The organism is Pseudomonas sp. IT-P100 (assembly GCF_949767185.1).
Classification (GTDB): domain Bacteria; phylum Pseudomonadota; class Gammaproteobacteria; order Pseudomonadales; family Pseudomonadaceae; genus Aquipseudomonas; species Aquipseudomonas fluorescens_B.
The window spans coordinates 89371-106891 of sequence record NZ_CATKQK010000004.1; the positions used below are offsets into that span (position 1 = coordinate 89371).

Consider the following 17521-nt stretch of genomic DNA (forward strand, 5'->3'; position numbering starts at 1 on the left):
CCTCAGGCCTTGCCCCGGATCAATCGGCGCAAGGCAAACCGGTTCGGATGGCACGCCTCGGCCACGGCTCTGGGCACTGGCAACGGTTCGTTATCCAGCCACGCCGCCAGCAACTCGCCTGACAACGGAGCGGTGATCAAGCCTCGGGAACCGTGGCCGCTGTTGACGTAAAAACCGTCCAGCCATGGACAAGGGATGTCCGGGGTTTGCCGGGCATCCTTGCTCAAGGCGCTGTAGGCGTCGACGAACGCCTGGCCGTCGGCCAATGGACCGACAATCGGCAAGTAATCCAGGCTGGTGCAGCGAAACGCTACGCGCCCTTCAAGTGCTTCAGGCTGCAATCCATTCGCGCCGAGCCGAGCGACCAGGTCTACGGAGATTTCTTCGAGCATCTGCAGATTGCCTGCATGTTCGGCAGCGGTCGGCGTCAGGTCGTCGGAGTTGAAATCAAAACTGGCGCCGAGGGTGTGTTCACCCAAACGAGCCGGCGCGACGTAACCTTCGGCGCAGACGACGGTGCTCAGCGCCTGGCTTTCAGAGGTCTGTGGCAGGCGAGTGATTTGCCCGCGAATGCGTTTGAGTGGCAGCTCGCTGCTGTAGGAGAAACGCTTGATCTCGGCAGCGCCGGCCAGTACCACCACCGGGGCTTCGGCCAGCAGGGTTTCGCCATCCAGGGCTTGCCAGTGTCCCTGCACTCGGCGCAACTCCAGCACATCGTGATGGGGCAGGATCTGTATGTTCGGGTGCGCAGCTTGCCATTGGCACAGGGCGGGCGGGTGCACCCAGCCGCCTTCGGGGTAGAACAGGCCACCCGATTGCAGCGCGATGCCGGCACGGATTTCGGCCTGCGTTTGATCGAGCGTGTGCAGCAAGTCCTCGGGAAACGCCGCGGCCAATTGCGCCTGACGCTCGGCTTCCTTGGCGTTGAAGGCCAGTTGCAGCACGCCACAATCGTCCCAGTCGAGACCTCGATGCAAATGCTCAAGCAAGCGTCGGGTGTGGCCGAACCCGCTGACGATCAATTGCGACAACGCGGTGCCATGTGCGGATAGCTTGAGGTACAAAACCCCTTGAGGATTGCCCGAGGCTTCCTGCGCCAGTGCTGCATGACGCTCCAGCAGACTGACCTGCCAACCCCGGGCCGCCAGGCTGGCGGCTGTCGCGCAACCGGCGAGACCGGCACCGATCACCAGGGCACGACGTTCGCTGGTCAAGGAGGCCGGACGGGCAAACCACGGTTTCGCCATGGCGGGCTTCGCGGCCTCCTCAGGCCAACCGAGAAACACCCCGCGCAGGATTTCCCATTTGTGGCCGATGCCGGGCGTGCGCTTCATCTTGAAGCCTGCAGCATTCAACAGACGACGCACCCACCCGGTGCTGGTGAAGGTGCTGATCGTCGAGCCGGGCGCCGCCAGTCGGGCCAGCTCGGCAAACAGTTCGGCGGTCCACATGTCGGGGTTTTTCGCCGGGGCGAAACCGTCGAGAAACCAGGCATCAATCTGCGCATCCAGTTGCGGTAACTGTTCCAGCGCATCGCCGATCAACAGCGTCAGGGTAATGCGTCCCTGGTCCAGAATCAGGCGCTGAAAGCCTTGATGGATTGCCACGTATTGCGCCAACAGTTGATCGGCAAACGGTTTGAGCTCTGGCCACAAGGCCAGCGCCCGCTGCAGATCGGGCAGGCTCAGCGGGTACTTTTCGACACTGACAAAATGCAATCGCGCACCGGCCACCGCGTGCTGCTCGAACAACTGCCAGGCGCACAGGAAATTCAGCCCGGTACCAAAGCCGGTCTCGCCAATCACCAGCCTCCCGCCCACCGGCAATGCGGCAAAGCGTTCACGCAGCGCGTTCTGTTCGAGGAAGACGTAACGGGTTTCGTCCAGCCCGGACAGGTCGGAAAAATACACGTCATCGAACACCCGCGAACGCGGGAGCCCTTGGTCGTCCCAGTCGAGCTGGGCGTGGGGCAATACAGGTTTCATGGCAGGCTCGGCAACGGCAAGGCGGCCATTCTAGCCGATCGCCGCCGACGTGCTTGATCCATGGCAAGGCTTGCCGATCTGGATCAGCGAAACTTCCAGGCCGGGAGGGGCGCTTTGTGGTGAGGGAGCTTGCTCCCGCTCGGCTGCGAAGCAGCTGTAAGCTGGATCTGCGTGTGCGTTTACTGATGTCGGGACGGCTTCGCCGTCCAGCGGGAGCAAGCTCCCTCGCCACAGTTTTCATCTCGGCCAACAAAGATGGATTTCTGCCACGCAGCAGAGGTCAATCCGCTAGTCTTGTTCAATCCTGGAAGGAGCCGTCCCATGTTCGAATCTGCTGAAATCGGTCACGTTATCGACAAAGAAACCTATGATGCCGAAGTGCCGGCTCTGCGTGAGGCACTGCTCGATGCGCAGTTCGAACTTCAGCAGCAAAAGCGTTTTCCGGTGATCATTCTGATCAACGGCATCGAAGGTGCCGGCAAGGGCGAGACGGTGAAACTGCTCAATGAGTGGATGGACCCGCGGCTGATCGAGGTCCGTACCTTCGATCAGCAGACCGACGAAGAACTGGCGAGGCCACCGGCCTGGCGTTACTGGCGGATGCTCCCGGCCAAGGGCCGCATGGGGGTTTTTTTCGGCAACTGGTACAGCCAGATGTTGCAGGCTCGGGTTCACGGCGTGATCAGGAGTCCCAGGCTCGATCAAAGCATCAACGGTGCTGAACGCCTGGAAAAGATGTTGTGCGATGAAGGTGCGCTGATCTTCAAGTTCTGGTTCCACCTCTCCAAGAAACAAATGAAAGACCGCCTCAAGGCCCTCGCCGACGACCCGCTGCACAGCTGGCGCATCAGCCCGCTGGACTGGCAGCAATCGGAGACTTACGACAGGTTCGTCAAGTATGGCGAACGCATTCTGCGTCGCACCAGTCGCGATTATGCACCGTGGCATGTCATCGCCGGGATGGACCCGCGCTATCGAAGCCTGGCGGTTGGCAAGATTTTGCTCGAGGGCCTGCAAGGTGCCTTGAAAAGACCGAAGATTCACCCGGACAAAGTCAGTGCCGCGCCCTTGGCCAGCAGCGTCGATCACGTCAACCTGCTCGACAGCCTCGACCTGTCCCTGCATCTGGACAAGGGCGATTACGAAGAGCAGCTGATCACCGAGCAGGCGCGGTTATCGGGATTGATGCGCGACAAACGCATGCGCCGCCACGCCTTGATTGCGGTATTCGAAGGCAACGACGCAGCCGGCAAGGGCGGGGCGATCCGCCGGGTTGCCGCAGCACTCGATCCCCGGCAATACAGCATCGTGCCGATTGCGGCTCCCACCGAGGAGGAGCGGGCACACCCGTACATGTGGCGTTTCTGGCGGCATATTCCGGCGCGGTCGAAATTCACCGTGTTCGACCGTTCCTGGTATGGCCGGGTGCTGGTGGAGCGCATCGAAGGCTTTTGCAGCCCGGCGGACTGGCTGCGCGCCTACAGTGAGATCAACGACTTCGAAGAGCAGATCGCCGATGCCGGGGTGATCGTGGTCAAGTTCTGGCTGGCCATCGATAAAGAAACGCAAATGGAGCGCTTCGAAGAGCGCGAGCAGATTCCTTTCAAACGCTTCAAGATCACCGAAGATGACTGGCGCAATCGCGAAAAGTGGGATGCCTACCGGGCTGCGGTCGGCGACATGGTCGACCGTACCAGCACTGAAATTTCACCTTGGACGCTGGTGGAAGCCAACGACAAGCGCTGGGCGCGGGTCAAGGTTTTGCGCACGCTCAACCTGGCGCTGGAAGCGGCGTTCGAAAAGTCCGACAAGCATGAGAAAAAGCTGAAAAAGCTGAAGACTTGAGCCGATGGCTGCGCATACGCGGGGTGAATGATTGTCGCGACCGGTCACGGGTGGACTTATGCTCGGTCCACTCTTCTCAACCGATAACAACAATGAGGTATGCCATGCGTGAAGTGGTGATCGTCGACAGCGTGCGGACCGGCCTGGCCAAGTCCTTTCGCGGCAAGTTCAACCAGACCCGTCCGGACGACATGGCGGCTCATTGCGTCAATGCACTGCTGACACGCTCGGGCATCGACCCGGCCAGCGTCGAGGATTGCATCGTCGGCGCCGGCTCCAACGAAGGTGCCCAGGGCTACAACATCGGCCGTAACGTCGCGGTGCTGTCGCGCCTGGGCACCGGCACCGCCGGAATGACCCTCAACCGCTTCTGCTCGTCGGGCTTGCAGGCGATTGCCATTGCGGCCAACCAGATTGCTTCGGGTTGCAGCGACATCATTGTCGCCGGTGGTGTCGAGTCCATCAGCCTGACGATGAAAAGCGTCAACACCGACAACCTGATCAACCCGCTGCTGAAAGAGCAGGTGCCGGGCATCTACTTCCCCATGGGCCAGACCGCCGAAATCGTCGCCCGTCGTTACAACGTCAGCCGCGAAGAACAGGACCTGTACGCCCTGCAAAGCCAGCAGCGTACCGCTCAGGCGCAGGCCGCCGGTTTGTTCGACGATGAAATTGTGCCGATGGCGGTGAAGTACCGCGTTGAAGACAAGGCCACCGGGCAGGTGCAGATCCTCGACGGTATCGTCGATCGTGACGACTGCAATCGTCCGGACACAACGCTGGAAAGCCTGGCGGGATTGAAACCGGTGTTTGCCGAAGACGGGTCGGTCACGGCGGGCAACTCGTCGCAGCTGTCCGACGGTGCTTCGATGACGCTGGTGATGAGTCTGGAAAAAGCGCTGGAACTGGGGCTGAAACCGAAAGCGTTCTTCCGTGGTTTCACCGTGGCAGGGTGTGAACCGGATGAAATGGGCATCGGCCCGGTGTTCTCGGTGCCAAAGTTGCTCAAGGCCAAGGGGTTGCAGGTGGCCGACATTGATCTGTGGGAGCTCAACGAAGCGTTCGCGTCGCAATGCCTGTACAGCCGCAACCGGCTGGGAATCGATAACGAGAAGTACAACGTCAATGGTGGGTCGATTTCCATCGGCCACCCGTTCGGCATGACGGGCTCGCGTCAGGTTGGGCATCTCGTGCGGGAATTGCAGCGGCGGAACTTGCGTTACGGCGTTGTGACCATGTGCGTTGGGGGCGGGATGGGGGCCACGGGGTTGTTTGAAGCGGTGCAGTAATTGCCTTGGTATTTGTAGGGACAGTTACATAGTCATCGTGGGCAAGTCGGATCGTCGTACCGCCGCTCCGACTTGCCCACGATGCAGGCGCCTCGGTCTATCGGCTGGCGCTCAAAAGCTGCATCCGCGCGACATAAGCCTCAATCTCCCGCGCCGCCGCCTCCGGGTTTTCAAACGGCCCCTCTTGCGTGTTTTCCCGGGTGCTGAAATACAATTCCCCGTTTACCCGACACATCCGGTCGCTGCGAAAGTGTGTGGCGGGGGCGTTGTCCTGGGCGCGCATGCCATACATGGCGGTCTCCTGAAGGTGGGTGGATCCAATGAGCTTATGCATGAACCGCTTACCGCGCCTGGCCAACCGATCGACGGCAAATCGCCAATTTATTGCTGCGACCCGCACAGTTTCATTTGCGTCTGCTTGCCAACTGTCCCTGTGTGCCAGGCGCCGCTGAGCCTAGAATGACGATTCTTGCCATCTGGCCTTGGGGTACGCATGCACATTTCATCCGGTCGCTGGGTTTACGGTCTGTTCCTGGCCTTGTTGACCGCGTTGTTGTGGGGAATCCTGCCGATCAAACTCAAGCAAGTGCTGCTGGTGATGGACCCGGTCACGGTGACCTGGTTTCGGCTGATGGTGTCCGGCGGATGCCTGTTCATTTACCTGGCCGCCACCAGGCGCCTGCCGAGCCGCAAAGTGCTCGGGCCGCGCGGTGGTTGGCTGGTGCTGATGGCGGTGCTCGGCCTGGTCGGCAACTACGTGTTGTATTTGATGGGACTGAACCTGCTCAGCCCCGGCACCGCGCAACTGGTGGTGCAGATGGGCCCGATCATGTTGCTGATCGCCAGCCTGTTTGTGTTCAAGGAACGCTTCAGCGTGGGGCAGGGGATTGGCCTGGTGGTGTTGCTGATTGGTTTCGGGCTGTTTTTCAATCAGCGCCTGGCCGAGTTGCTCACCTCGTTGACTGACTACACGGCGGGTGTGCTGCTGGTGTTGCTGGCGTCCACGGTCTGGACGTTCTACGCCCTGGGGCAGAAACAACTGCTGACGGTGTGGAATTCATTGCAGGTGATGATGGTGATCTATCTGTTCTGCGGGCTGTTGCTGACGCCGTGGGTGCATCCACTGGAAGCGTTGCAACTGACTCCGCTACAGGGCTGGCTGTTGCTGGCGTGCTGCATGAACACGCTGATTGCGTATGGCGCGTTTGCCGAAGCGCTGGCGCACTGGGAAGCCTCGCGGGTGAGTGCGACGCTGGCGATCACGCCGTTGGTGACGTTCGCTGCGGTGGCGACGGCGGCGTGGTTGTGGCCGGACTATGTGCAGGCCGAGACGATCAATGGTCTTGGGTATGGCGGGGCGGTGCTGGTGGTGCTGGGATCGGCGCTGGTGGCGTTGGGGCCGTCGTTGATTGCGGGGCTCAAGGCCCGGAAGGTTCGGATGGCGGCAGGGTAATCCGCGTCATCGTTCTTCGCGAGCAGGCTCGCTCCCACAGGAGTACTCGGTCAACTGTGGGAGCGAGCCTGCTCGCGATGACTGACTAAAGGCCGCCCAAAATCTTAACCCTTCGCCCCGGCCTCCAGCATATTCTCCGGCCTTACCCACGCATCAAACTGTTCATCCGTCAGGTACCCCAGCTGCAACGCCGCCTCCCGCAACGTCAGGCCCTCGGCGTAGGCTTTCTTGGCAATCTCCGCCGACTTGTCATACCCGATATGCGGGTTCAGCGCCGTCACCAGCATCAAACCACGCTCCAGATGTTCAGCCATCTTCTCGGCATCCGGTTCCAGTCCTGCGATGCAATGCTGCTGGAAGTTGCTGCAGCCGTCGGCCAGCAATCGGATTGATTGCAGCAGGTTGTGGATGATCACCGGTTTGAACACATTCAATTGCAAGTGCCCCTGACTGGCGGCGAAACCGATGGCAACGTCGTTGCCCAGCACCTGACACGCCAGCATCGACAGCGCTTCGCACTGGGTCGGGTTGACCTTGCCGGGCATGATCGAGCTGCCGGGTTCGTTGGCCGGCAATTTCACTTCGGCAAAACCGGCACGCGGCCCGGAGCCCAGCAGGCGCAGGTCGTTGGCGATTTTCATCAGGGTCACGGCCAGGGTTTTCAGCGCGCCGGACAAAGTGGTCAGTGGTTCATGGCCCGCCAGTGCGGCGAACTTGTTGGGGGCGGTGACAAACGGCAGACCGGAGAGCGCAGCCAGCTCGGAGGCGATCGCTTCGCCAAAACCGTGCGGTGAATTCAGCCCGGTGCCGACCGCGGTGCCGCCCTGGGCCAGTTCACACACGGCAGGCAGGGCGCTGCGGATCGCCCGTTCGGCGTAATCCAGTTGCGCGATGAACGCCGAGAGTTCCTGACCGAAGGTGATCGGCGTGGCATCCATCATGTGCGTCCGACCGGTCTTCACCAGTTTCATGTGACGTGCGGACAACTCGGCCAAACCTCCCGACAGCTCGCTGATCGCCGGTAGCAAATGGTGCTGCACCGCCTGCATGGCGGCGATGTGCATCGCAGTGGGGAAGCAGTCGTTGGAGCTCTGGGAGCGGTTGACGTGATCGTTGGGATGCACCGGCAACTTGCCGCCTCGCGGGTTGCCAGCCAGTTCGTTGGCGCGCCCGGCGATCACTTCGTTGACGTTCATGTTGCTCTGGGTGCCGCTGCCGGTCTGCCAGACCACCAACGGGAACTGGTCATCGTGGCTGCCGTCGAGCACTTCGTCGGCGGCCTGTTCGATCAGACGGGCGATGTCGGCGGGCAGATCCCCATTGCGGTCATTGACCCGCGCCGCGGCCTTCTTGATCAACGCCAGTCCATGCAGCACCGCCAGCGGCATACGCTCGTTGCCGATGGCGAAGTTAATCAGCGAGCGTTGCGTCTGAGCACCCCAGTAGGCCTCATCCGGCACTTCCACCTCGCCAAGGCTGTCGGTCTCGATACGGCTCATCATGCACACTCCTGTCAGTCTGATAGCGCAGTTTAGGCCGTGATCGCCGGCCGTGGTTCCATCGGTCTGGATTATGACCATTCAACCCCTCTAAATCAGGCCCGACAAGGCTTGGGGTTGAGCGACACACTTTTTTAGGCGCAGAATGGATGCCCTTGGGGTTTGACCTCGCCTGCTAGAAAAGGAAACTCGATGACTCGTCTTCGTGCCATCTGTACCGCGGTTGCACTGGTTTGCGCCAGCGGCCCTGTTTTTGCCGATACCGCCAGCCACAACGCCAGTGCCGAAGCTTTCCTGACCCTGGCGCACGCTGACAAATTGGGCACTCCGGTGTACATGCAAGTGCAGCAAATGTTCGCTCAGCGCTTTGAACAGACCAAAGCCCCTGAATCGAAAAAAGCCTTGCTGGAAACCTACCAGGCCAAGGCCAACGCCGCCCTGGACGCAGCCATTGGCTGGAAAAAGCTGAAGCCGGACATGGTCAAGCTCTACACCACCAACTTCAGCGAATCCGAGCTCAAGGACCTGGTCGCGTTCTACCAGTCGCCACTGGGCAAGAAAGTCCTGGAAAAAATGCCGCAGCTGACCCAGCAATCGGCCCAGATGACCCAGGCCAAGCTGGAAAGCGCGGTGCCTGTGGTCAACAAATTGCTGGCTGACATGACCAACGAGCTGGACCCTAAAGCCGGTGCTGCTGCTCCTGCTGTCAAGAAAAAGCCTTAAGCGGAGCCCGGTATGACCATGCAACAACGCATCGAATCGACGCTGGGCCTGTTACAGCCCGAGCACCTGCAAGTGCTGGATGAAAGCCATATGCACAGTCGTGGGTTGCAAACCCATTACAAGGCCGTGGTGGTCAGCCAGCAGTTCGAGGGGCTCAACCGCGTCAAGCGTCACCAGAAAGTCTACGGCACGCTCGGTGAGCTGATGGGCGAGTTCCATGCGTTGGCGCTGCATACCTACACGCCAGAGGAATGGGCACAGATCGACGCGGCCCCGGCCTCGCCGACCTGTGCTGGCGGTAGCAAACATTGATGTGAAAGGTTGATGGGCTGAAAACCTGAAGGTCAGAAGCGCAGAAGCGCAGAAGGGCAGAAGGGCAGAAGGGCTGTTGTGGCGAGGGAGCTTGCTCCCGTTCGGCTGCGCAGCAGTCGTAATGCTGGCGACTCCACTCTTTCAGACAGAACCCTGTTGCAGGTTTTGGGACTGCTTCGCAGTCCAGCGGGAGCAAGCTCCCTCGCCACAAGGCAACTTGCAGTCCTAAAACCACACCGTTTTTGCTAGAATCCGCAACGCGCCGCTTACCCGGCGCGTTTTTTTTCGCATCCGGTTCACCCCTTACGAGGGTAGCCACCTGGAGAATCACCCATGACACAACAGATTGTCGTGGCGGCACTGTATAAGTTCGTCACCCTGGAAAATTACGTCGACCTGCGCGAGCCACTGTTGCAGGCGATGGTCGACAACGGCATCAAAGGCACGTTGCTGATCGCCGAAGAAGGCATCAACGGCACCGTCTCCGGCAGCCGCGAAGGCATCGACGGGCTGATGGCGTGGCTCAAGAACGACCCGCGCATGGACGACATCGACCACAAAGAGTCGTATTGCGACGAGCAGCCGTTCTATCGCACCAAAGTCAAACTCAAGAAAGAAATCGTCACCCTCGGCGTCGAAGGCGTGGACCCGAACAAAAAGGTCGGCACCTACGTTGATCCAGAGAACTGGAACGCGCTGATCAGCGATCCGGAAGTGCTGTTGATCGACACGCGTAACGACTACGAAGTCTCGATCGGCACTTTCGAAGGCGCCATCGATCCGAAGACCACCAGCTTTCGTGAATTCCCCGATTACATCAAAGCCAATTTCGACCCGGCCGTGCACAAGAAAGTCGCGATGTTCTGCACCGGTGGCATTCGCTGCGAAAAGGCCTCGAGCTACATGCTCAGCCAGGGTTTCGACGAGGTCTATCACCTCAAGGGCGGCATTCTGAAATACCTCGAAGAGGTGCCGCAGGAAGAAACCAAGTGGCAGGGCGACTGCTTCGTCTTCGATAACCGCGTGACCGTGCGCCATGACCTGAGCGAAGGCGACTACGATCAGTGCCACGCCTGTCGTACGCCGGTGAGTGTCGAAGACCGCGCGTCCGAGCACTACGTGGCTGGCATCAGCTGTCCGCATTGCTGGGATAAGCTGAGCGAGAAGACCCGTCGCAGCGCCATCGATCGGCAAAAACAGATCGAACTGGCCAAGGCTCGCAACATGCCGCACCCGATCGGCTACAACTACAAGCAAACCCCTTCCGAGGCTTGAACCATGTCTGCTCGCCGCCTGCTCTATGTGATGGACCCGATGTGTTCCTGGTGCTGGGGTTTTGCGCCAGTGGCCAATGCGCTGGTCGAACAGGCGCAGGCGGCGGGTGTGGACGTGCATTTGGTGGTGGGTGGCTTGCGCACTGGCAGTGGTTCGGCGCTGGAGCCGACCACCCGGCGTTACATTCTTGAACACTGGCAAGCCGTCACCGAGGCCACCGGCCAACCCTTCAAGACCGAAGGCGCGCTGCCCGAAGGCTTTGTGTACGACACCGAACCCGCCTGTCGGGCGTTGGTGACGGCGCGCAGCCTGGCACCGGATTGCGCATGGAAACTGCTCGGTCTGATCCAGCATGCGTTTTATGCAGAAGGCCGCGATGTCACCCACGCCAGTGTACTGGTGGAACTGGCGGAGCAGGCCGGTTTGCCACGCATCGAGTTCGCGGCCGCGTTTGACCGCGCCGATCAACATGCCGCGACAGCGGCCGATTTCACTTGGGTGCAGGACCTCGGCATCGCCGGTTTCCCCACCTTGCTGGCGGAGCGTGATGGTCAATTGGCGTTGTTGACCAATGGCTATCAGCCTCTAAGCGTTCTGTCACCGCTGCTCGGCCGTTGGCTGGAGCGCGCTGCCTGTGCATGACCAGCCTGACGACACCGCAACCGCTACACGTGTCGACCGTCTGAGCTGGGCGGAAATCCGCCGACTGGCCCTGCATCACAAGAAAGCCCTGTGGATCGCCAACGGCGTGGCCGTACTGGCAACGTTGTGCAGCGTGCCGATTCCCTTGCTCTTGCCGTTGCTGGTCGATGAAGTGCTGCTGGGGCATGGCGACTCTGCGCTGAAGATCATGAACCACGCGCTGCCCGAAGGCTGGCAGAAAGCGGCGGGGTACATCGGCCTGATGCTGCTGGTGACCTTGTTGCTGCGCTGTGGTGCCTTGCTGTTCAACGTGGTGCAGGCAAAGTTGTTTGCGGCACTGGCCAAAGACATCGTCTACCGCATCCGCATAAGGCTGATCGAACGGCTCAAGCGCATCTCGCTGGGCGAGTACGAAAGCCTGGGCAGCGGCACGGTCACCACGCACCTGGTCACTGACCTGGATACCGTGGACAAATTCGTCGGTGAAACCCTCAGCCGTTTCCTCGTCGCCATGCTGACCCTGGTCGGTACGGCGAGCATCCTGATCTGGATGCACTGGAAACTGGCGCTGCTGATCATGCTGTTCAACCCGTTGGTGATCTACGCCACGGTGCTACTGGGCAAGCGGGTCAAACACCTGAAGAAACTCGAGAACGACAGTACCTCGCGCTTCACCCAGGCGCTCACCGAAACCCTCGATTCCATCCAGGAAGTGCGCGCTGGCAACCGTCAGGGCTTCTTCCTCGGGCGCCTCGGCCAGAGAGCTCGCGAAGTACGTGATTACGCGGTGACTTCGCAGTGGAAAACCGATGCCTCGAACCGGGCCAGCGGTTTGCTGTTCCAGTTCGGCATCGATATTTTTCGCGCCGCGGCGATGCTTACGGTGTTGTTTTCCGACCTGTCCATCGGCCAGATGCTCGCGGTGTTCAGCTACCTGTGGTTCATGATCGGTCCGGTGGAACAGCTGTTGAATCTGCAATACGCCTACTACGCCGCCGGTGGCGCGTTGTCGCGGATCAACGAACTGTTGGCCCGTGCCGATGAGCCGGAATACCCGGGCGGGGTCGACCCGTTCAACGGTCGTGAAACCGTGGGTATCGAAGTCACGGGATTGAGTTTCGGTTACGGCGACGAGCTGGTGCTGAACCAGATGAACCTGTCCATCGCTCCCGGTGAAAAAGTCGCGATTGTCGGCGCCAGCGGGGGCGGCAAAAGTACGTTGGTGCAGTTGCTGCTGGGTCTTTATACGCCACAGGCAGGAACCATCCGCTTCGGTGGTTCGACCCAGCAGGAGATCGGACTGGAAACGGTTCGCGAGAATGTCGCGGTGGTCCTGCAACATCCGGCGCTGTTCAACGACACCATCCGCGCCAACCTGACCATGGGCCGTGAGCGCAGTGACGAAGCCTGCTGGCAAGCACTGGAAATTGCACAACTGCACAACACGGTTCGGGAATTGCCCAACGGCCTGGACAGTATCGTCGGGCGTTCCGGCGTGCGCTTGTCCGGCGGCCAGCGCCAACGCCTGGCGATTGCACGGATGGTGCTGGCCGAACCGAAAGTGGTGATCCTCGACGAGGCCACTTCAGCGCTGGATGCCGCCACCGAATACAACCTGCACCAGGCATTGGCGCGGTTCCTCAGCCACCGCACCACCCTGATCATTGCGCACCGCTTGTCAGCCGTGAAGCAGGCCGACCGAGTGCTGGTGTTCGACGGCGGGCAGATTGCCGAAGATGGCGACCATCAGCAACTGATTGCCGAGGGTGGTTTGTACGCCAAGCTGTATGGGCATTTGCAACAACATTAGATCAGTGCCACAGGACGTTCAGCGCATTTTCACCGCCGTCGAAACCGAATTCCTTGATAACAACCGAACAGGATTCGCAGGGTGGCATGGTCGTGGCGACGTTAACCGTTTCGATCGATCCGGGATCGGGGTACTTTTCGCGAATCACGCTGATCAGCTTGCTTTCACTGTCCAGTGAGGTGGGTTTGTGAGTCAGTATCGGGGTATAGCTTTCAATATCTTTTATTGTCGCCGGCACCGCGAGTAATTTGCCTTCATCCGATACTCGGAGTGATGTGCTGGGAAAAACTTCGTTCATATCAACATTGAAGTAGGTCGCTGCACCCACCTTGACCTGAGAGGCGCCAAGATTACTTCTGAACAAAGGCAGATATCCCGTCGTTCCCTGTGCTCCCGAAACGCTTACATAAACTTCCCGCGTCCCGGTGGCGGTGACGACTTCGGCATAAGCGATGTTTCTGGGGCTGAACGAGCGCTGGTGACGAGGGATAAGCTTGTGAAGCTTTTTCATCGTGCCGTCGATCCTCAATGCGTTGTCGGCATTTTTCAGCACGATGCTCGGCTCAAGGAACAATGTATCGAAAATTTCCACTGTTCTTTGACGCAGGGCTTCTGATGCGACCTTGCTGCGCGACCAGCTTGTTGCACCTTTGGGCAGCTGGGTGACGATCATTCGCGTCGAGTGATCGAACAGGACCGCCTCGCCTGGGCTGGTATCGACCTTGATCAATCTGAGCGTATCGGGTGGATTGGCATGGCCGCCTATGGGTATGGCGATCTCTTCCATCGTTTTTAGCGCGCGCTCAACCCGATCCACACCATAAATATTCGCTATGTTGTTGGCATTCAACGAGCCGGTGTACACCACCATCAACTCGCGCCGCAGTTCGGCGGACAAGGTTGACGCCTGCTTGAAGACCAATGCCTCACGCAGGTTTTGCCCTTTCGCCAGCTCGGCAACGTAAAAATCCCCTGCATCGAGACGTGTGAAAACATACTGTTTCGATCCGTCGACCGAGTCGGCGATGACGGCTCCGGAGTGGAAGGTATCGGTCACACCCTTTTCAGTGAGGTTGACTTTGACCCGTCCGTACATGCCTTTGCGGAATTCCATCGTCGCGTCGAGTGTTGTGTGAGTGGCCAACGAAACCCTTGTCAGGGGCGCGTCGGCAGCGCCCGGTGTGTAAATGCTGTCGCCGAACCAGGTGGCCCAGCCCCTGGTTTCATCGAACGTGCCCTCCGCGGGTATCGGGGCCGGGTCTCGCATGACATAACGGGTTGTGCACACGTCTCCCGGGGCGCGTCGCGGTCGGCAAGGGATCGATTTCAGCCAATCGCTCGGGTCAATCAAGTCAGCACGATACAGCGTGTCGCCTTTCAGTCGATACGGTACGTCATCGATGAACAGCGTGGTTCGGCCGTCCACTTCAAGTACTTCGCGTACGTGGCGAGTGTTGGCTAGCTCCACAACCGATTGCTGATTGCCGCTTTCCAGGGGGCTGTAGTGCGATTGTCCTGGCGAGAAATCACTGGCGCGGGTGTTTAACGAAGGGCCGTAGGGCTTTGAGGACAATGGATCGACCAAGCGCATGTCCGTCTTGCCAGAGGCGCCGATGTTGCGTATTGGCACATCGTGCAGGCCTTTAATGCTGGCTAACTGATCAACCCGCGTTGCAGGCATCCAGCGTCCGGCGTCGCTCAACTGAGGCAAGCTGCGCACGTACTCGTAGTAGCGGATTTTTCCCGCAAGTTGGTTGAATCTGAACGTGACGCCTTTGTAAGTGTACTGCGCCGTTTTTCCCAAACCTTTGAGCAGCGCGGGAACAATCTCAAGCGGGTTCAACGCTCGTAGCGTCGATACCAACAGCGTTTTTGTCAGCGTGGTGAATGAAGGAAGCGTTGCTCGAGTGGCCAGCTGGCCCGCGTTGCTGATCAGTCTTATCGATCCCGTGGCGAATTTGCCAATGGGGATCACAAACGAAATCACGTCGAAAAACAGGCCGACTATTCCCAACGCGATGCGGTTCTTATCGTCTGACATCAAGTCTTCGACTGGCCCCCAGAACGGCACAAACATCTTTGCGATCATCAATATCTTTCTGCGTTGAGCGTCTTCCCGTTCAAACTTGGTCTGACCCTTCGCAAACGTGCGCAACGCTTGCGGGTCAACGAACAGGAGTTCGGTGGCTATATGTCGGCTGATTGCCGCTGAGCGGCTGGAAGACAGGGTCAACGGGGCGCGTTGATGATTCTCGGTGACCTCGGAAACTGCGCTGAGCGCCGGTGGCAGTTGATCGATTATGGCCTCGCAGAAGGCCGATGCCTTAGGCTGGGTGCCGTTTGAGTGCGCGTCCCAGTCGAAGGGTAAATGCCTGTCGCGGATGACATCCATATAGGCACCACTGGAGGTGGTTGCCATTGCCCCGATCCGGGGAGTCAACAACGTCGCATCAAAGTTTTCGAGACGACGTATCACACCGGCTTTTGGGAGAAGCTCGTAAAAAGTGGTCGCGCCAACCGCGGCTTCGTCCCCGATGGGTTCTTTTATTTGGGTCGCTTGCAGTATCACGCCGTTGCGCGCTCTGAGCGGCAAGGTTATTTCGGGCGTCTCGTCCTTGGCGGCGACTTTCCTGGTTTCCTTGCGCAGGCTGTAAATCTTCACTTCGCCCACCTCCAGGGCCAGGCGGTCGGCATATGGAAGTGAGGTTAACAGCGTTCTAATCAATGTTTGATAGGCCGCCGTGATTGTTTCCAGATGCTGCTTGAAGGCTTCGTCAAACAGCGCAGGAACATCGGGAATTTTGCTCCACGGTGACAGAACTGGCCGAAGGCGGTTTTCCCAGTTGCGACCGGGAACCGGCCACGGCCCCTCGGTTTTTACATACCGGTCCCCGTCCATCCTGATCCATTGTTTGCTTAAGGTCACGCCGTCGGCCTTAGTCACAAACCAACGTTGCCGATCGTCGAACATGCCGGACGCCAACACATCGGCGAACGAGTAATATTTGTATTCCTTGCCCCTGAGTGGCGGTGGGTCGCGAAAGCCGATCGAAGCCAACTCGTCATACCTGGCCAGTTTGCGTCCATCGGTAGTGAAGGCTTCGTTTCCGAACAGCGTTTGTATTTCAGCCTTGGCAATGGACAGGCGTTTGGGTGGCTCCTCATTGATGCGCAGAACCGCTTGATTGACCTCTTTCGAGTGTTTTTCCAGTTCGGAGCAGGCTCGTTCGATGTCGGCTTGCGTGTAGTCCTTGAGGGGCTTTTGCGCAATGAAACCGAGGGTGGTGGCCCAATCCAGCGTGGGAGGCAGCCTCGTGAGACTGATGAGATTCAATTCTTCCGTCGTTGCCACTTCGGTCCGGTGCATGGGCACGTTGACCAACTGCTGGAAGCTCAGCCTGTCCAGTAATTCAGGTGAGACGGCGTTTACGAAATTGACTCCATTGACGAAGTTGACCCAGACGGCCGAACTCCGATATGCAAGATCTTCCGGAATATCCCTGACGCGAAACTCGATCGGAAACCGGGGTAAAAAAAGTTGGGCCATGACGATTGTTTCTTTTACCGTGGCTGCCAATTTTGCAGTGCGCAAATGGGTTTCAAATTCGTTGCGGATAGCCTTGTATCCCTTTCCCCAATTGGCGCGGGACTGCAGGTCATAACCGGCGATCAAAGCGGGGTTGTCCTGGGTCTGTGCAGAAAGCCAATACTGCAGCGCGTTGGCGACCAGTCTGGTCCGGATGAATGGAGAGGTCTGCTCGTCCGCTTCTCCGCCGTACCACTTCATTGTGCTCAGTAAGATGTCGGCCAGCTTTTCAGCCTCAGGGCTTCGCAGGATTTTTTCCAGATAAACAGTCGGTGTCGCGCGGACTTGCCCGATCGTTTCCGAGGAAAGAATGCTTTTGGCTAAATAGTGCAGTAGTAACGGTTCGTTCTCAGGAAGAAACAGATTAACTGCGTCAATTATTTCGGCGCGAACCTGATCGTTATGGAGTAGTTGCACATCGAGTGGAGTGTCAGGAGACGCTTGCTGGAGAAGCTGAAATTTTTCCCGATCCTGTACCGTGAGCGGGCGCTTTAGATCGAGCGCGTCGAAATCGTATTCCAGCCTCAAGCGGTGGATGGCGATTTTTTCTTCAAGGGCTGCGATAGCAGCGGGATGTTCCTGCGGATGTAGCCGCCTCCACGGGGTAAGCCCGTAAAACTGGCATATCCTCTCCATAGTGATATAGCGGTTAGAGTGTATCGCTCCTCCCAGTAACGTCGCGGCCCGTTCGATCCGGACCTTCAGCGCCTGCCATTTTGAAAACTCCGTCAATGCCAAAGAAACTCGGTTGCCATCGGTATCCCAGGCTTGATAGATAAAGTTGCCATCATTGAAGCTAGCGTAAAGATCAGAGTGCTGAAGCTTGAGCTTTATACACATAGCTATGTAGTCGTTATCGCGCAGTAATTGCCACAACGCGTTGTACCCGTCCTCGCTCACTCTATGTAGCGGTGAAAAACGCCGAATCGGTATTGAGTTGTGCAGATTGACGTCACGCATCGCCGTCAGCATGAGTTCGTAATCTTCTAACTGGCCTTTATGCATTTGAGCATGTGAGGGTGAGGAGGGATGTGTCGCGCTTGGAGTGGCTGTTGGCATTAGTGGGCTTTCTCTTGATTATTAGTGGGGCGGTGCATCGCTC

12 protein-coding genes are annotated in these 17521 nt (G+C 58.9%); 8 read left to right on the top strand and 4 right to left on the bottom strand.

Annotation, left to right across the window (positions count from 1 at the left end; all coding sequences use genetic code 11):
- Window positions 1-2: 2 nt before the first annotated feature.
- Window positions 3-1985: a bifunctional tRNA (5-methylaminomethyl-2-thiouridine)(34)-methyltransferase MnmD/FAD-dependent 5-carboxymethylaminomethyl-2-thiouridine(34) oxidoreductase MnmC gene (gene mnmC, locus ACM6IQ_RS03435; protein WP_414878074.1), complete on the bottom strand. Its 1983-nt coding sequence runs from the start codon at window positions 1983-1985 to the stop codon at window positions 3-5.
- A 321-nt stretch (window positions 1986-2306) separates the two neighbouring features.
- Between mnmC and pap the strand changes: the two genes are divergently transcribed.
- Entirely contained in the window at window positions 2307-3830 is a 1524-nt protein-coding gene (gene pap, locus ACM6IQ_RS03440; protein ID WP_414878075.1) for a polyphosphate:AMP phosphotransferase, read from the top strand.
- A 104-nt stretch (window positions 3831-3934) separates the two neighbouring features.
- Window positions 3935-5119: a thiolase family protein gene (locus ACM6IQ_RS03445; RefSeq protein ID WP_414878076.1), complete on the top strand. Its 1185-nt coding sequence runs from the start codon at window positions 3935-3937 to the stop codon at window positions 5117-5119.
- A gap of 97 nt (window positions 5120-5216) precedes the next feature.
- On the opposite strand, the gene ACM6IQ_RS03450 is transcribed toward ACM6IQ_RS03445, so the two are convergent.
- A complete protein-coding gene (locus tag ACM6IQ_RS03450; RefSeq protein ID WP_017340059.1) occupies window positions 5217-5411 on the bottom strand; it encodes a DUF6316 family protein in 195 nt (64 codons plus the stop codon).
- A gap of 201 nt (window positions 5412-5612) precedes the next feature.
- Between ACM6IQ_RS03450 and ACM6IQ_RS03455 the strand changes: the two genes are divergently transcribed.
- Entirely contained in the window at window positions 5613-6572 is a 960-nt protein-coding gene (locus ACM6IQ_RS03455; RefSeq protein WP_017340058.1) for a DMT family transporter, read from the top strand.
- Between the two features lie 104 nt (window positions 6573-6676).
- Here the strand turns inward: ACM6IQ_RS03455 and ACM6IQ_RS03460 are convergent, their stop codons facing one another.
- Window positions 6677-8071 carry a class II fumarate hydratase gene (locus ACM6IQ_RS03460; protein WP_414878105.1) on the bottom strand — a complete coding sequence of 465 codons (1395 nt, stop codon included), beginning with the start codon at window positions 8069-8071 and terminating at the stop codon, window positions 6677-6679.
- A 192-nt stretch (window positions 8072-8263) separates the two neighbouring features.
- Here ACM6IQ_RS03460 and ACM6IQ_RS03465 point away from each other — a divergent pair, with 192 nt between their 5' ends.
- From ACM6IQ_RS03465 to ACM6IQ_RS03485, 5 genes are all read left to right on the top strand, one after another.
- Entirely contained in the window at window positions 8264-8794 is a 531-nt protein-coding gene (locus tag ACM6IQ_RS03465; protein ID WP_017340056.1) for a DUF2059 domain-containing protein, read from the top strand.
- A gap of 12 nt (window positions 8795-8806) precedes the next feature.
- Window positions 8807-9106 carry a BolA family protein gene (locus ACM6IQ_RS03470; protein WP_017340055.1) on the top strand — a complete coding sequence of 100 codons (300 nt, stop codon included), beginning with the start codon at window positions 8807-8809 and terminating at the stop codon, window positions 9104-9106.
- Between the two features lie 333 nt (window positions 9107-9439).
- Window positions 9440-10381 carry a rhodanese-related sulfurtransferase gene (locus ACM6IQ_RS03475; RefSeq protein WP_017340054.1) on the top strand — a complete coding sequence of 314 codons (942 nt, stop codon included), beginning with the start codon at window positions 9440-9442 and terminating at the stop codon, window positions 10379-10381.
- A gap of 3 nt (window positions 10382-10384) precedes the next feature.
- Complete coding sequence (locus ACM6IQ_RS03480; protein ID WP_214377598.1) at window positions 10385-11023, top strand: DsbA family protein; 639 nt, start codon at window positions 10385-10387, stop codon at window positions 11021-11023.
- Window positions 11016-12833, top strand: a complete 1818-nt coding sequence (locus ACM6IQ_RS03485) for an ABC transporter ATP-binding protein (RefSeq protein WP_017340052.1) — start codon at window positions 11016-11018, stop codon at window positions 12831-12833. Before ACM6IQ_RS03480 ends, ACM6IQ_RS03485 begins: the two co-directional genes overlap by 8 nt.
- Before the next feature lies 1 nt (window position 12834).
- Here ACM6IQ_RS03485 and ACM6IQ_RS03490 read toward each other — a convergent pair whose 3' ends face one another.
- Window positions 12835-17424 (bottom strand): hypothetical protein, encoded by a 4590-nt coding sequence (locus ACM6IQ_RS03490; RefSeq protein WP_414878077.1) that lies wholly within the window; start codon window positions 17422-17424, stop codon window positions 12835-12837.
- Window positions 17425-17521: the final 97 nt, after the last annotated feature.

What these genes read in the sequence shown, in the direction of transcription:
- mnmC (WP_414878074.1), bottom strand. Translation starts at nt 1,985, where the DNA reads ATGAAACCTGTATTGCCCCACGCCCAGCTCGACTGGGACGACCAAGGG.
- pap (WP_414878075.1), top strand. Translation starts at nt 2,307, where the DNA reads ATGTTCGAATCTGCTGAAATCGGTCACGTTATCGACAAAGAAACCTAT.
- ACM6IQ_RS03445 (WP_414878076.1), top strand. Translation starts at nt 3,935, where the DNA reads ATGCGTGAAGTGGTGATCGTCGACAGCGTGCGGACCGGCCTGGCCAAG.
- ACM6IQ_RS03450 (WP_017340059.1), bottom strand. Translation starts at nt 5,411, where the DNA reads ATGTATGGCATGCGCGCCCAGGACAACGCCCCCGCCACACACTTTCGC.
- ACM6IQ_RS03455 (WP_017340058.1), top strand. Translation starts at nt 5,613, where the DNA reads ATGCACATTTCATCCGGTCGCTGGGTTTACGGTCTGTTCCTGGCCTTG.
- ACM6IQ_RS03460 (WP_414878105.1), bottom strand. Translation starts at nt 8,071, where the DNA reads ATGAGCCGTATCGAGACCGACAGCCTTGGCGAGGTGGAAGTGCCGGAT.
- ACM6IQ_RS03465 (WP_017340056.1), top strand. Translation starts at nt 8,264, where the DNA reads ATGACTCGTCTTCGTGCCATCTGTACCGCGGTTGCACTGGTTTGCGCC.
- ACM6IQ_RS03470 (WP_017340055.1), top strand. Translation starts at nt 8,807, where the DNA reads ATGACCATGCAACAACGCATCGAATCGACGCTGGGCCTGTTACAGCCC.
- ACM6IQ_RS03475 (WP_017340054.1), top strand. Translation starts at nt 9,440, where the DNA reads ATGACACAACAGATTGTCGTGGCGGCACTGTATAAGTTCGTCACCCTG.
- ACM6IQ_RS03480 (WP_214377598.1), top strand. Translation starts at nt 10,385, where the DNA reads ATGTCTGCTCGCCGCCTGCTCTATGTGATGGACCCGATGTGTTCCTGG.
- ACM6IQ_RS03490 (WP_414878077.1), bottom strand. Translation starts at nt 17,424, where the DNA reads ATGCATAAAGGCCAGTTAGAAGATTACGAACTCATGCTGACGGCGATG.